The sequence below is a fragment of the Bacteroidota bacterium genome (assembly GCA_016715425.1).
GTDB lineage: Bacteria > Bacteroidota > Bacteroidia > Chitinophagales > BACL12 > JADKAC01.
This window is the reverse complement of sequence record JADKAC010000002.1, coordinates 321,066-335,883: the sequence shown is the minus strand read 5'-3', so window position 1 is coordinate 335,883 and position 14,818 is coordinate 321,066. Positions and strand designations below refer to the sequence as shown.

Annotated in this window: 13 protein-coding genes; 8 read left to right on the top strand and 5 right to left on the bottom strand. The window is 35.8% G+C overall.

Annotated features, from left to right (window positions below; translation table 11 throughout):
- From IPN31_03280 to ric, 5 genes are all read right to left on the bottom strand, one after another.
- Positions 1 to 810, bottom strand: coding sequence for a DUF2249 domain-containing protein (locus IPN31_03280; protein ID MBK8680923.1), 810 nt, complete (start codon positions 808 to 810; stop codon positions 1 to 3).
- Positions 810 to 1,313 (bottom strand): hypothetical protein, encoded by a 504-nt coding sequence (locus IPN31_03275; GenBank protein ID MBK8680922.1) that lies wholly within the window; start codon positions 1,311 to 1,313, stop codon positions 810 to 812. The genes IPN31_03280 and IPN31_03275 overlap by 1 nt, the downstream gene beginning before the upstream one ends.
- 10 nt (positions 1,314 to 1,323) lie before the next feature.
- On the bottom strand, positions 1,324 to 2,124 hold the full coding sequence (locus IPN31_03270) for a hemerythrin domain-containing protein (GenBank protein MBK8680921.1): 801 nt from the start codon (positions 2,122 to 2,124) through the stop codon (positions 1,324 to 1,326).
- A 1-nt stretch (position 2,125) separates the two neighbouring features.
- Entirely contained in the window at positions 2,126 to 2,476 is a 351-nt protein-coding gene (locus IPN31_03265) for a DUF488 domain-containing protein (GenBank protein MBK8680920.1), read from the bottom strand.
- 170 nt (positions 2,477 to 2,646) lie between these two features.
- The gene (gene ric, locus IPN31_03260; GenBank protein MBK8680919.1) at positions 2,647 to 3,603 is read right to left on the bottom strand and encodes an iron-sulfur cluster repair di-iron protein; all 957 of its coding nucleotides are present in this window, start codon (positions 3,601 to 3,603) and stop codon (positions 2,647 to 2,649) included.
- A gap of 341 nt (positions 3,604 to 3,944) precedes the next feature.
- Between ric and IPN31_03255 the strand changes: the two genes are divergently transcribed.
- The 8 genes from IPN31_03255 (at position 3,945) to IPN31_03220 (ending at position 14,777) form a co-directional block, all read left to right on the top strand.
- A complete protein-coding gene (locus IPN31_03255) occupies positions 3,945 to 4,781 on the top strand; it encodes a cytochrome c (protein ID MBK8680918.1) in 837 nt (278 codons plus the stop codon).
- Between the two features lie 39 nt (positions 4,782 to 4,820).
- The gene (locus IPN31_03250) at positions 4,821 to 8,438 is read left to right on the top strand and encodes a nitrate reductase subunit alpha (protein ID MBK8680917.1); all 3,618 of its coding nucleotides are present in this window, start codon (positions 4,821 to 4,823) and stop codon (positions 8,436 to 8,438) included.
- Between the two features lie 42 nt (positions 8,439 to 8,480).
- A complete protein-coding gene (narH, locus tag IPN31_03245; GenBank protein MBK8680916.1) occupies positions 8,481 to 10,031 on the top strand; it encodes a nitrate reductase subunit beta in 1,551 nt (516 codons plus the stop codon).
- Positions 10,032 to 10,076: 45 nt separating this feature from the next.
- On the top strand, positions 10,077 to 10,862 hold the full coding sequence (locus tag IPN31_03240) for a hypothetical protein (GenBank protein MBK8680915.1): 786 nt from the start codon (positions 10,077 to 10,079) through the stop codon (positions 10,860 to 10,862).
- 38 nt (positions 10,863 to 10,900) lie between these two features.
- The gene (gene narI / locus IPN31_03235) at positions 10,901 to 11,629 is read left to right on the top strand and encodes a respiratory nitrate reductase subunit gamma (protein ID MBK8680914.1); all 729 of its coding nucleotides are present in this window, start codon (positions 10,901 to 10,903) and stop codon (positions 11,627 to 11,629) included.
- Between the two features lie 3 nt (positions 11,630 to 11,632).
- Positions 11,633 to 12,082 (top strand): hypothetical protein, encoded by a 450-nt coding sequence (locus tag IPN31_03230; protein MBK8680913.1) that lies wholly within the window; start codon positions 11,633 to 11,635, stop codon positions 12,080 to 12,082.
- Between the two features lie 16 nt (positions 12,083 to 12,098).
- Positions 12,099 to 13,583: an MFS transporter gene (locus tag IPN31_03225; GenBank protein ID MBK8680912.1), complete on the top strand. Its 1,485-nt coding sequence runs from the start codon at positions 12,099 to 12,101 to the stop codon at positions 13,581 to 13,583.
- 123 nt (positions 13,584 to 13,706) lie between these two features.
- On the top strand, positions 13,707 to 14,777 hold the full coding sequence (locus IPN31_03220) for a tellurite resistance/C4-dicarboxylate transporter family protein (protein MBK8680911.1): 1,071 nt from the start codon (positions 13,707 to 13,709) through the stop codon (positions 14,775 to 14,777).
- The last annotated feature ends 41 nt before the right edge of the window (positions 14,778 to 14,818 follow it).

Sequence of the window (14,818 nt, the reverse complement as noted above, 5' to 3'; positions counted from 1 at the left end):
TTATCCTTTATAAATTAAAAGATACACTTCACCATCACCCACTTCCTTAATGCGATATTCAAATTTGCGCTCGGTTAATTCAGGCAGAAGAAATACCGGAATACGCTTGTGAATTACATATAATGCGTTATCATTTGGAAGTGTATCTAAAGCTTCTAAAATAGTAAGCATAGGTAAAGGCATTTCTAATTGACGCACATCCACAGTTTCAAGTTTGCCTGCATAATGTTGCATCATTTCATCCCAACCTTCGGTTGCTTTTGAAGGATCTACAACTTTAATTTCATTACCATCTTGCTTATAAAAATACGTATAAACCAGATTGTCGTTTATGGTTTCCACATGCGATTCAAATCCTTGTTTTCCCAACAATTGAATTAATGGAAATGGCTCAAAACTATTGATGAGTTTTAGTATCTGACCTTGTTTCAATTGCTTCACTGCATTCATAATTAAAGTCAGCGGATCTTTGCCTGATTCAATATCAGCACGCACATCTAACTCCACCACTTTATCTGTTGAAATATTTTGCATAAACTCCGGAATATTATTTTGTTTTGAAACTTCTTCCATAGGTAATTCTCTGTCAATAGTAAATCCCAATGGTTCCAACTTATTAAAAAAATCATTTACAGAACAACCTCCCACTTTACTTGCCATACCGATAGAAGTACGAGCTGCCATTAATTTGCGCAACAATGGATTTCGAAGTTTATTAAACTTGGGAGATAAACTTATAATTGCTTCTAATGCATCGGGATTTTCTTTTAATACAACCGCAATTTTTGTATTGCTATTTATTGGCTTCACTATTCAAAATATTGAGAATATAAATTAACTTGTTCCTGAATCATTGCAAGCGACTCAGCACCTTCTTCCACAGAACCGGCTGCTTGTAATTTTTTATTCATTCCCATTAAAGGTTCTAGCCAAAGATGTAATGCATCATGATCAGCACCTTGCATTCTGCATTCACTTATCATTTTATTTATTCCTGTTTGCAATTCTTTTCCTGTTGCATGATACTCTTCAAGTGAAGCAGGCGAATTTGCGGCAAGAATACTTTTTAAAGCTTCTACATTTTGATTTGTACTTGCATCTGCTTTCCATTTTGCACCGTTGTTTAATGCCAGTGCCGATTCGCTTTCATGATCTTCATGGACATCACTCTCCATGTGCGTATCATGAGATTCTTCATCCTTCTTATCAGAAGAATTACAAGCAATAAATACACTGAAGACGATTGCTAAAATCGCAAGGCTTCTGTATCGAAATATCTTGTTGTGCATGGTGTTAAGATTAATAGTTTTCATATTTTTTATTTTAATTGATTACCCAAAAATGATCATTCCAATTATCATCAATATCTCCTTGTCTGCTTTGATGATTTTCTTCCAAAAATTTTATTTCTTCTGCAGATAAGCAATTTTGTAAATGACCAAATAAAGTGCGTTCTTCAAAGCGGATATGACGTTCCAGTGTATCTGCAAATTCGGTGAGCAATACAGGGTTGTTGTTATCTTTTTGAATGCGACTTAAAAATGCCTGAATATTTTCATGCTCTAAAAATGCCTGATGACGCAATGGATCGTTTTCCGGAAGTAAAGAAAATAGCTCCTTCTCTTCATTTTTAAAATGCGCATTCAATTCATTGTCGAAATAAAACTGAATGTAATTACTTATGCGCAGTGGTTGAATACTTTTTCTTAACCCTTGTCTAATTTTCCAAACTAATAATAATGCAAAGTGATGCTCTCTTGAAAATTGTATCAATGCTTTGCTGCGTTTAATCGGCGTAGTTGTTCCTTTCATCTTTACCGATAACTTTTCAATTAAAGTATCAGATATGTCGTCGGAATATATACCAAAGGCATTTACAATAGTACCTTTAATTTTAAATTTATCAGAAGATAACGCATACACAATCATTTCATCACCGGGATCAGATTGCCCTTCAAATCTGTAAAATTCATCTATGCTAAAATCATCAGGTGAAAGTTTTAACTGATGCTTGTGGCAGACAATACAATCTTCTCCATCTGCAACCGAAAAATCATGTGTATAGCCACGCTCATTTAATGCTGCTAAAGCTTCAGTTACTGTATCATAGTTTTTTATTTGCATACTATTGATTTAAAATGTTTAATAACACTATAGCTTGATTAAAATTAGGATCTTTTGCTCCATAAAGTAAACTTACATGTTTCGTTTTGGATAATTGTTTTATCCTGTGTAATTCTGATGCATGTGGTTGCAACTCTTTCTTATATCGCTTTGTAAATTCTGCAAATCGTTCTTCCCTATGATCAAACCATTTTCTCAATTCTGTAGAAGGAGCTATTTCTTTATTCCACTCATCTAAAAGTGCGTCTTCCTTTTTTATTCCACGTGGCCATATTCTGTCAATCAGTATTCTGTAACCATCCGAGGATTCCGGCTTTTCATAAATGCGCTTTATCTGAATATTATTTGACATCGTAAATAATTAATAGTGGTTATTTTTTAATAACCACTATTAATAAAAGACATTATATATGAAATAGTTTAAAAATGAATTGAAATGAATTGCAACCTTGTCAAAAAACTTTTTCTACTTCTCAATTCTTACTTTGATACCCTGTAAGAATCTATTTCTATTTAACTATTTTAATTCAATTTCTTTTCTATCTCCAATGCTTTTGGGAATAAAATATTATTCTCCAAATGAATATGAATAAACAAATCACTTTCAAATTCTTCAAGCATTTTAAATAATAAACTGTAAGAAGCACATGCATCTTCCGGCAAAGTATAATTACTGGAAAGCGATCTTATTTCTTCCATATCCACTCCCACTTGCTCATGTTCCATTTCCATCATATTAATTGGATTTTGTACAGTTCCGAAATGTGATGCTTGTGGAATCTTTGTGTCCTTATCGGCTTTTACCAATTCTTTTATATAAGGAAACAACACTCTTTCTTCTTTTTCCATGTGAGAAATTAATTCATCATTAATGCCTTTGACTAAATTGCGAATCTGTAATAATTCAGGATGGTTTCCACCATGTACACTTGCTACTTTAGTGGAATAACCCATTAGCTCAGGTAATGATTTTTTAACATAGCTATGGTGATTATTTACAATGTAATCGGCTAAGAAATCCGGATTCCAGTCATTGTAAGGAAGTGGGCGACCTGCAGGTGCTTTATCTGCCTGTTGTAACTCCTGCTCAATTTTGATTAAATCCAATCCCTTTTCTTTACACACTTCTTTTAATGTTTTTTTACCACCACAGCAGAAATCAATACCATATTTTTTAAATACTTCTGCTTTGCGCAAATCACCCACTGCCATCTGACCTATGGTTTCTTCTGATTCACCAATAATGCGTTTGGAAATTTTTATTTTCCATGCTGATGGGCCATTTTCTAAATATTCCCAGGTAAAGATGTTGCCTCTTTCTCCTAACAACTGATAGTAAAGTGGTTTTGGATCGTGATCATTATGGATTATTAAGCTTTCGCCTTCATTTAATTCGTCAAATCTTGCGAAGATTGTTGGGTGCTTTTGTCTGGGTTCAAGTAAGGTTACGTTAAGAATGTTTTCTGCTACTGTTTGCATATATAAAATTTTAATTTGAATTGATTCTGCAAAGATAAAAACTATTTTTTAATAAAAGTATTTATTTACTTTTATTATTACTTCAATGATGCATAGTGAGTGCTACTCCCACTTTACATTACCTTAATTAAATATAATCCAAAAGACCTCGATTCAATCTGAAAAATATTTTAGTAATTCTTTAACAAATTGTTTGCTCGTTTAATAATTAAAGATAAATTTGTCTTAAATTATTAAAAAGAAAGAATAACCTATTAAATGAAGAATTAGAAATTGTAGATCTGGATAGATAAAAGGGGCATAGAATAGCATTGATTTTTTAAACTGGAAAAATTCACAGTATGAAAATAGTCCTTCGCTTTTTCACCGTTACAGCGGTGTATCTTTTCCTTCCATTCCTTTCTGTTTCAGCGCAGGGAGATGGTGAAGCCACTTTTCAGCAAACATGCAGTGCTTGCCACACGGTAGGTGGAGGAAGACTTGTAGGTCCAGATCTGGTAGATATACAAAGCCGCCGTTCGGATGAATGGATTAAGAGTTTTATAAAATCATCTCAAACCGTTATTAAATCCGGAGATAAGTATGCGGATTCGCTATTCAAGGCATATAGTGAAATGCCTATGCCCGACCACCCAAGTCTTACTGATGAACAGATTGCCGGAATCATAGCTTATATTTCTGATAAGAGTTCCGCTCCTGCCACTACTGCAGTAGTAAGTTCAGTTGCCTTAACCGGAGATAGCCAACGAGGAGGAGAATTATTTTCAGGAAAAATGAGATTTACTAATCTTGGCGCTTCATGTAATTCCTGTCATAATGTGAGTATGGATGGATTTATAAGTGGAGGTGCTTTAGCCAAAGACCTTACACATTCGATAACAAGATTGACTGCAGCAGGAGTGGAAGGAGTAATATCCGGTTTGCCATTTCCGCAAATGAAAGAAACATATAATGCTAAGCCAATTACTCCCCAGGAAATTGCAGACCTCACAGCTTTTTTAACTACAGCAGATGAACAAGCACCGGATCAAGTAACAAGCAGTATTGGAAACTATTTAATAACCGGCGGAATAGTCGGAATCATCGCTTTATTAATACTCTATTCTTTGTTCTGGATAAGAAGAAAAAACAGAACAGTTAACCAGGCTATTTACAAGCGGCAAATCAAATCAATTTGAAAAAATATAAATGTTTACTCACCTCAAATTATAACAACTATGAGCTGGATTGAAGATATTATTTCACCCAAAACCCGGCAGTGGGAAGAATTTTACCGTAACCGATTTCAACACGACCGCATTGTGCGCAGCACTCATGGTGTTAACTGCACCGGTGGATGCTCATGGGCAATTCATGTGAAAGAAGGAATTGTAGTTTGGGAAACACAGCAATTGGATTACCCCTTATTAGAAGATCAATTACCTCCTTATGAGCCTCGAGGTTGTCAACGGGGAATATCTTTTTCCTGGTATTTATATAGTCCGTTGCGCATAAAATATCCGCTTATCCGTGGAACTCTGCTTGATTTATTTCGCAAAGAAAAAGAGAAGGCAGGCGGCGACCCGGTAAAAGCATGGGAGAATTTGCAAAACAATAAAGCAGACCGCAGCCGCTATCAAAACTCAAGAGGAAAAGGTGGTTTTAGAAGAGCTACCTGGGATGAAGCTTTGGAAATTATGGCTGCCGCAAATATTTACACCGCAAAAAAATATGGGCCTGATAGAGTAATTGGGTTTTCTCCGATTCCGGCAATGTCAATGTTAAGCTATGCAGCAGGTGCAAGATTTCTTCAATTGTTTGGTGGGGTTAACCTGAGTTTTTACGATTGGTATTGCGATCTGCCTCCGGCATTTCCTGAATTATGGGGCGAACAAACGGATGTTTGCGAAAGTGCCGATTGGTACAATGCGAAATTGATTGCAGATATGGGAGCAAATTTAAATATGACAAGAACTCCCGATTGTCACTTCTTTGCTGAATCACGGCATAATGGAACAAAGGCAGTTGTTTTCTCTCCCGACTTTAGTCAGGTTTGTAAATATGCCGATCAATGGATTCCATTACATGCAGGAAGTGATGGGGCTTTTTGGATGGCAGTTACTCATATTATTCTGAAAGAATATCACTATGAAAAACAGACTCCTTATTTTATTGATTATACCAAACGCTATACGGACAGTCCGATGCTGGTTCATCTGGATAAAGTGGGTGACAGCTATACGCCAGGCAGAATGGTGCGGGCAAATGAACTTGCAAAATGGAAGGATATTGAAAACGGTGATTGGAAATTTTTATCCATTGATGAAACAAGTGGAGAATTTGTTTCTCCTAAAGGAACTATGGGTTATCGTTGGGATAAGAATGGTGGTAAATGGAATATGAAATATGAATGTGGCGAAACAGATGCAGAGTTTAATCCGATGCTCACTTTACTAAATCTGAAAGATGAAGAATTGCCTGTGGAGTTCACAGAATTTGGGCTGGCCAAAAAGACTTTGCGCAATGTTCCGGTAAAATGGATTGATACTGTAAATGGTAAAACTCCTGTAACCACAGTGTATGATATTACTATGGCGCAATATGGTGTGGGCAGAGGTCTCGGTGGAGAATATCCAAAAGATTATACTGATCCGGATGCTGCTTACACACCTGCATGGCAAGAAATATTTACTGGTATAGATTCTAAAACTGTTTTTCAATTTGCACGTGAATGGGCAGAAACAGCAAATACCACTCAGGGAAAATGTATGATAATTATTGGTGCGGGTATCAATCACTGGTATCACCAAAATCTGACTTATCGTGCGGGTGCAATGGCTCTTATGCTTTGCGGATGTGTGGGTAAAAATGGTGGAGGATTAAACCATTATGTAGGTCAGGAAAAACTTGCTCCGGTAGAATCATGGGGCGCAATTTCTTTTGCTAAAGATTGGGTTCCTGTTGCCAGATTACAACAAGCACCTATTTGGCATTACATGAATACTTGTCAATACAGATATGATGGACATTACTCCAACTATAACACTGTACCTGAAAATAAATGGACGGATAAACATGTAGCGGACTCCATTTTCACATCGGTAAGAAATGGATGGATGCCTTTCTATCCGCAGTTCAATGAGAATACATTGGAGCTTACAAAAGAAGCGATTGCAAATGGAGCAAAGGATGATGAAGGTATCAAACAATATGTGTTGGATAAGCTTAAATCAAAAGAACTAAAATATTCTGTAAGCGATCCGGATGCAGAAGAAAATTTCCCTCGTGTTTGGTATATCTGGAGAGGTAATGCAATTCTGGCTAGTATGAAAGGTCATGAATATGCTTTGAAACATTATTTGGGGACTCATAATAATCTTATAGCTACTGATGATGAAGAAAAACCTGAAGAAGTGAAATGGCATGATGTAGCTCCGGTTGGGAAATTAGATTTAGTAGTGGATTTGAATTTCCGTATGGATTCTTCAGCACTGTATTCTGATATTGTTTTGCCGGCTGCTTCGTGGTATGAGAAAGCAGATTTGAATTCTACAGATATGCATTCATTTATTCATCCGCTGGGTCAGGCAGTTGCTCCGGTTTGGGAATCAAAAACTGACTGGGATATTTTTAAACATCTGGCAAAAGCAACGAGCGAAATTGCAAAAACACATTTTGCAGAAGTACAAAAAGATATCGTAGCTACACCTCTTTCGCATGATACTCCTGATGAAATTACACAGCCAACAATTAAAGATTGGTATAACGGGGAATGTGAAGCTGTTCCCGGAAAATCTATGCATAAACTCACCGTGGTGGAAAGAGATTACACACTCATTTATGAAAAATTCATCACACTCGGTGAAGGTTTCCGTGAGAAGGGTTTAGGAGCACATGGCAATCATTATGAATGTAAGGAAGAGTTTGATGAAATGTGTGTTTCAAATCATTTCCATAATAGAAAATTTCAAGGTAAAACACTTCCTTCTATTCAGGAAGATGTGTGGGCTGCAAATGCTGTTCTGCATCTTTCAACTCTAACAAATGGAAAGCTGACTCAGAAGGCATATAAGTACATGGAGAAAAAAACCGGGCTTGTACTTGCTGATCTTTCAGCAGGAAGTGCCGACGTGAAAATTCTATATGCAGATTTGCTGGTAAGACCACACCGCTACAATACTTCTCCTGTTTGGTCCGGCTTAATGAATAATGGAAGAGCGTATGCTGCTTACACTTATAATGTAGAACGGTTGGTGCCATGGAGAACACTTACAGGTCGTCAACATTTTTATCTTGATCAGGAATTGTACATCGCTTATGGTGAACACTTGCCAACGTTTAAACCGGCACCTAATCCTGAAGTATATGGCGATTTGCGTGAGACCTGGAAAAGAGGTAAAGCAATTGCACTTAATTATATCACTCCGCATGGTAAGTGGCATATCCATTCCACATATATGGAGAACTTAAGAATGCTTACACTTTCCCGTGGTTGCGAACCTTGTTGGCTGAGTGAAAAAGATGCAGAAGTGTTAGGAATAAAAGATAATGATTGGGTAGAAGTACATAATGATCATGGTGTATATGTTACTCGTGCTTGTGTGAGTTCACGAATTCCACCGGGTATGTGTATCGTTTATCACGTTCCCGAAAGAACGGTTGGTATTCCTAAATCTCAATTAAGAGGAAACAAACGAGGAGGCGGTCATAACAGCGTTACACGTATTCATCTCAAACCAAATTTCCTGAATGGAGGATATGGTCAATTCTCTTATCATTTTAATTATTGGGGACCGGTAGCACCGCAAAGAGATACGCATGTTATCGTAAAGAAAATGGAAGAACTTGTTTGGTAAGGAAAGAAAATATTTTAATTAAATAATTATAAAAATTTAATCATGAACGTTCGCTCGCAAATTGCAATGGTATTTCACTTAGATAAATGTATCGGGTGTCACACTTGTTCTATAGCCTGCAAAAATATTTGGACGGATAGAAAAGGTGCAGAATACATGTGGTGGAATAATGTAGAAACAAAACCGGGAACAGGTTATCCAACAAAATGGGAAGATCAAACTATTTATAAAGGTGGATGGGAAAAGAAAGATGGAACAGTGCGCTTGAAAGGTGCCGGAAAAAGAAGAGGTCTTACCAATATTTTTTACAATCCTAATCTTCCGGTAATTGATGATTATTACGAACCATTTACTTATAAATATTTAGACCTCATTGAATCTCCCGAGTTGGATGATCAACCAACAGCAAGACCGGTTTCTTTAATCACAGGAAAACCTATTGATATAAAAATGGGACCTAATTGGGATGATGATTTAAGTGGAACAAAAGACTTCGCCCGCAATGATCCTAATTTGAAAAACATTTCTCCCGAAGAACAAGAAGTAATGTTTCAATTAGAGAAAATGGCGTTCTTTTATTTGCCAAGAATTTGCAATCACTGTTTAAATCCTGCTTGTGTAGCATCATGTCCTTCTGGTGCAATTTATAAAAGAGGTGAAGATGGTGTGGTACTTATTAATCAGGAAGTTTGTCGTGCATGGAGAATGTGCGTTACTGCATGTCCTTATAAAAAATCTTATTACAATTGGTACACAGGTAAATCCGAAAAATGTATTCTTTGTTATCCTCGTATTGAAGCAGGTCTTGCCCCGGCATGTATGCATTCATGTGTTGGTAGAATCAGATACCTCGGTGTATTATTATACGATGCAGATAAAATAGAATCAGCAGTGCATGGTGATGATAAAGACCTCATCAAAAATCAGATGGATTTAATTCTTGATCCCTTTGATGAAAAAGTAATTGAAGCAGCTAAATTAAATGGCGTTGCAGATTCTACTATTCATGCAGCACAGTTTTCTCCGGTTTATAAATTCGTAAAAGAATGGGGATTAGCATTGCCGTTGCATCCTGAATTCCGCACTTTACCCATGTTGTTTTATGTACCACCGCTATTGCCTGTAATGGCTTCTGTGAAGAAAGTGGACAATACAGAACAAGCGGGTAAAATGGATCCTATTGCAAAAAAATGGGACGACAATTGGCTATATGATACAAGCACAAAAGAGTTATGGGGAACATTAGATGAAATTCGTTTTCCATTAAAATATATTGCTAATCTGTTGAGTGCGAGTGATGAAGAATTGATAAAAGATAAATGGAAGAAATTAATGGCTGTGCGTATTCATCGCAGAAGAGTTACTGTGGGTGATATCAGTGATGAAAAAGCAGAAGAAGTATTAGCCGAAGCAGGAATTAATTCTCAAATAGCAGAAGCAATTTATAACCTTACTTCATTGCCAAAATTTGATGAGCGATTTGTAATTCCGGCAGCACATCGTGAACAAGCAATTGAATTACTTGACTTCACCGGCGATAAAAAAGGTTCTACAGGATTTGGAATTAAAGGAGAAGTGAAAAGAGGTATTTAATAAAATGAATTTTTTTTCAGCACTGAAGGATTAAAAAATATTACAATGGAAAAATTATCAGAAGTAAATGGAATTATGGAGTCTTCAAAAATTCAATTACAGGTGAATTACGAAACACTTGCGGATCTGTTTTTTTATCCGCAGAATGAAGAGTATAAAAACAACATAAAAAATATTCATAGTTATCTTTCAAAAGATATTCCTGAAGCAGCAAATGCAATGCAGCCATTTATAGATTTTATTGAGGTTGCTACTATTCAGGAAATGCAAGAGCTTTTCCTGCGCTCTTTTGACTTACAGGCTATCACTACTTTGGATATTGGTTTTGTGTTATTTGGTGAAGATTATAAACGGGGTAAATTATTAGTGCACCTAAACAAAGAACATAGCGAAGCAGGAAATATTTGCCATACAGAATTATCTGATCACCTTCCCAACGTGTTGAATTTGATTGCGAAAATGAAAGATATAGAAATACGGGATGAGATAGCTTCACGATTGGTGATGCCGGCAGTGGATAAAATGATTTCTGAATTTTCTTTTGAAAAAATTGATAAGAAAGATGTGGTGTATAAGAAACATCAAAAAGTATTATTGGAATTTTCAAAACAATACAGAACAGTTTATCAAACGTTACTGCAAGCATTATTTATTGCTATGAAAAAAGATTTTGATTACGTGCCTGAGAATTATGAGGAGCTAATAAAAAATGCAGGTAATTCCGATAATGAAAGACCATCATTCCTCACTTCCAAAAGAGATTTTGCTACCGGTGAAGTAAAAGATTTTGTAGAGAATATTGAAACGGAAATGCTGACTGAAAAACAATAGCGGAGAAATTAAATATATAACCATAAAAATATTTAGCAATGAATTTTATAGATAGTGTTTTATTAATTGCACTTCCTTATGTAGCACTGGTAGTTTTTCTTGTAGGGACTATTTACAGATACAAGTATAAAAAATTTCAGGTATCATCTCTTTCAACACAGTTTCTTGAAAACAGAAGATTATTCTGGGGATCAGTGCCATTTCATTGGGGCATTCTTTTTATATTTTTTGGTCATCTTATTGCTTTTTGTTTCCCCGCAAGTGTGCTTGCATGGAACAGCCAACCTGTACGACTATTGATACTTGAAATAAGTGCATTCATTTTTGGAATTAGTATGTTGGTTGGGCTTACCAATCTTTTTATCAGAAGATATACTCAACCACGATTAAAGCCGGTTACTAATTATATGGATTTGGTTATTTATGGGTTATTGTTTTTTCAAATAATTATTGGTTTATGGGTTGCTTATAATTTCCGTTGGGGCTCCTCCTGGTTTTCTACTTTATTAACTCCTTACCTCTATTCTATTTTTACTTTCAATCCTGACATCACCGCAGTTGCACCATTGCCATTAGCAGTAAAACTCCACATAGTCGGTGCATTTTTAATTATTGGTATTATACCATTTTCAAGGCTTATACATTTTTTAGTATTGCCATTAAATTATTTATGGAGACCTTATCAGCAAGTAATCTGGAATTGGAGCAGAAAGAAGGTTCGTTATCCTCGTACACCGTGGTCGCTTCAGCGTCCTAAAAATAATTAAGCAATGCTTCTGAATATCGTTACCGATGAAGAATTGCTGGTAAGTGAGGTTGTAAAAACTATTCTATTAATTCTTATTGCCGGCGGTATATTTTTTAATTTGAGAAGATTAATACGCAGAGGTAATAGCGGCAGAAAAATATTTAGTTTTTTCATTCTGATATTTCTTTTTGTACTCGGTTTTTTTGTGGGAAGAGTTTATCTTATTGAATTCAGATTACTTAAAAATCCCGAATATGTAAAAGGAATTACCACCGATTATTGCAATGTGGCTGCATTGGGAAAAGGAATTGAATTTGAATATGAAATCAATGGAAAAAAATATCGGAATTGCAATACATTTTATCCGGATCCAATTGATAGTATAATAGTGCCTGGAGGTGAATACATGGTTAGGTATGCAAATGCTTTTCAGAATTTGGGGAGAATGGATTTCCAGAAAAAAAAGGAATAACAAATAATTGTCTTATATGGAAAGTTCTGCATTTTCCAATCGCATTTTATTTCTTAATACACTTGCATTTATGGTGTGCTTTGCTGCATGGATGATTAATGGTGTATTGGTAACTTATCTTGTTAATAATGGCGTGTTTAGCTGGAGCCCGGTACAAATTGGTTTCTTATTAGGAGTGCCGGTATTGGTGGGTTCAGTATTTCGATTACCTGTTGGAATTCTTACAGATAAGTTTGGTGGCAAATGGGTAATTGCAACTATTTTATTCTTCTGTGCAATACCCATGTTTTTTTTATCACAGGCAAATAGTTACAATGCATTTCTGTTACTCAGTTTTGGTTTTGGATTAACAGGTGCTTCATTTGCCGCCGGTGTTGCTTACACATGTTTATGGTATCCTAAAGAAAAACAAGGCACTGCATTGGGAATTTTTGGTGCAGGAAATATGGGTGCTGCTCTTACTACTTTGTTTGCTCCAACTATATTAAATAACCTCACAAATAATGGTGCTGATATTGAAGGATGGCGTGCGTTACCAAAATTGTATGCAGCCCTTCTTGTTATTATGGGAATCATTTTTTTATTGGGAACAAAAAATAAATTACCCGCAGAATCAAAAACATTATTGCAAAGATTATTGCCTTTAAAAGAAATAAGAGTATGGCGTTTTGGATTGTATTATTTTTTCGTGTTTGGTAGTTTCGTCGCTCTTGCACAATGGCTTATTCCATATTATGTAAATGTTTATTCTCTTTCCATTGTCTCCGCCGGATTTATGGCAACTGCATTTAGTTTGCCTGCCGGATTAGTAAGAGCTGCGGGTGGATGGCTTGCAGATAAAGTAGGCGCAAGAATAGTGTTGCTTTGGGTATTCGGAGTGTGTTTGGTCTGTATGGTTTTCGTCTTTGTTCCTCGTATGGAAATTCAGGCACCGGGGCAAGGTGTGATGGCAAATAAACCGGGTGTGGTAAGCTCTGTTTCTGACAATGAAATTGTGGTGGGTGATGACACTTATTTTTTGCAAAGCAAGGGTGGCGATTCATCAGAGGTTACAATTCGTTTTGGTATTCATCATGATCAGGAAGGCTTTTTATTTCTTCCCACTACTTCATTTCATCAGACACCAAATGTGAAAGTAGGTGATGAAGTTTCCAAAGGTGAATTATTGGCAAAGGGTGTAACTATGATTTATTTTCAAGCGAATAAATGGATATTCTCAGCTTTCGTTTTTATCATCGGTGTCATGATGGGAATTGGTGGTGCTGCTGTTTATAAACACATCTCTGATTACTATCCTACAAATATTGGAACTGTCGGAGGTATCGTTGGTGTGTTAGGAGGTTTGGGTGGTTTCTTCGGGCCAATAATTTTTGGATACTTACTTAAATCTACCGGTATCTGGACTTCGTGCTGGATGTTTCTTGCAGCATTAGTTGTAATTTGTATCGTACTTCAGCGCATGGCAATAAAAGCAATTACAGATAAAAAAATGAATAATTAAATTTTAAATTAATGATAATTAGAATTCTGTTTTTACAATTCAGTTCGGAGGTTTTATCAAATCTGTATGCAAGATAATTTGCTTGATAAAAACCATATCCAACAAGTTTCATCATTTACAATAATGTTGGAAGAATTTAAGAATGGTGTTAAAAATCTTTCTCCTGCATACTTTGCAATTGTAATGGCAACAGGAATAATTTCAACCGGAAGTTTTCTGATGGATATGAACAGGATTGCCAATTTTTTATTTGTACTCAATAATATCTTTTACATAATAATGTGGGCATTAACTATACTGCGTTTGGTATGGTATAGTAAATCATTAATAAAAGATTTAACCGACCACATGTCGGGCACAGGATTTTTTACAATTGTTGCCGGCACTTGTGTTTTAGGAATTCAGTATATCATCATGTTTGAATTTTTTGAAATTGCATTAGCGTTATTAATACTTGGAATTTTCTTATGGCTTTTTCTTACGTATGCAGTTTTTACAACACTTACAATTAAACAAGATAAACCAACTCTCGACAAAGGAATTACCGGTGGATGGCTTACTGCAATTGTTGCTACTCAATCTGTTTCAATACTCAGTGCATTAATAGCATCACATATAAAACAACCATATCGTATTGAAGTAAATTTCTTTGCACTTTCTATGTGGCTTTGGGGTGGTATGTTTTATATATGGATGATATCATTAATATTTTATCGCTATACTTTTTTTAAATTTTCTCCCGGTGATTTAGCTCCACCCTATTGGATTAATATGGGCGCAATGGCTATCTCCACTCTTGCAGGTTCCTTGTTGATAATAAATGCACCCGATGCTCCATTGCTTGAATCACTACTTCCTTTTTTAAAAGGCTTCACTGTATTTTATTGGGCTACCGGTACATGGTGGATTCCTATGCTGATTATACTCGCTATATGGCGACACATTTATAAAAGATATCCGCTTAAATATGATTCATTGTATTGGGGTGCGGTGTTCCCTCAGGGCATGTATGCAGTGTGTACATTCAGGATGTCGGAAGCTTTGGAAATTCCTTTTTTACATTATTTCTATAATGCATTTATTTATATTGCACTAATAGCCTGGGCACTTACATTTAGCGGATTGATACGTCATTTCCTTGCAGAGTTTGCAAAAGTGAAATTGAAAATCAATGCTATGAAAAATCAAGTATAGGAAATTTAAAGTCATCTTTTTAATTAAAAGAAAATTGTTAC

Coding starts and splice junctions, on each gene's coding strand:
- IPN31_03225 (MBK8680912.1), top strand. CDS start 12,099: ATGGAAAGTTCTGCATTTTCCAATCGCATTTTATTTCTTAATACACTT.
- IPN31_03250 (MBK8680917.1), top strand. CDS start 4,821: ATGAGCTGGATTGAAGATATTATTTCACCCAAAACCCGGCAGTGGGAA.
- IPN31_03270 (MBK8680921.1), bottom strand. CDS start 2,124: ATGCAAATAAAAAACTATGATACAGTAACTGAAGCTTTAGCAGCATTA.
- IPN31_03265 (MBK8680920.1), bottom strand. CDS start 2,476: ATGTCAAATAATATTCAGATAAAGCGCATTTATGAAAAGCCGGAATCC.
- IPN31_03220 (MBK8680911.1), top strand. CDS start 13,707: ATGTTGGAAGAATTTAAGAATGGTGTTAAAAATCTTTCTCCTGCATAC.
- IPN31_03275 (MBK8680922.1), bottom strand. CDS start 1,313: ATGAAAACTATTAATCTTAACACCATGCACAACAAGATATTTCGATAC.
- narH (MBK8680916.1), top strand. CDS start 8,481: ATGAACGTTCGCTCGCAAATTGCAATGGTATTTCACTTAGATAAATGT.
- narI (MBK8680914.1), top strand. CDS start 10,901: ATGAATTTTATAGATAGTGTTTTATTAATTGCACTTCCTTATGTAGCA.
- ric (MBK8680919.1), bottom strand. CDS start 3,603: ATGCAAACAGTAGCAGAAAACATTCTTAACGTAACCTTACTTGAACCC.
- IPN31_03240 (MBK8680915.1), top strand. CDS start 10,077: ATGGAAAAATTATCAGAAGTAAATGGAATTATGGAGTCTTCAAAAATT.
- IPN31_03255 (MBK8680918.1), top strand. CDS start 3,945: ATGAAAATAGTCCTTCGCTTTTTCACCGTTACAGCGGTGTATCTTTTC.
- IPN31_03230 (MBK8680913.1), top strand. CDS start 11,633: ATGCTTCTGAATATCGTTACCGATGAAGAATTGCTGGTAAGTGAGGTT.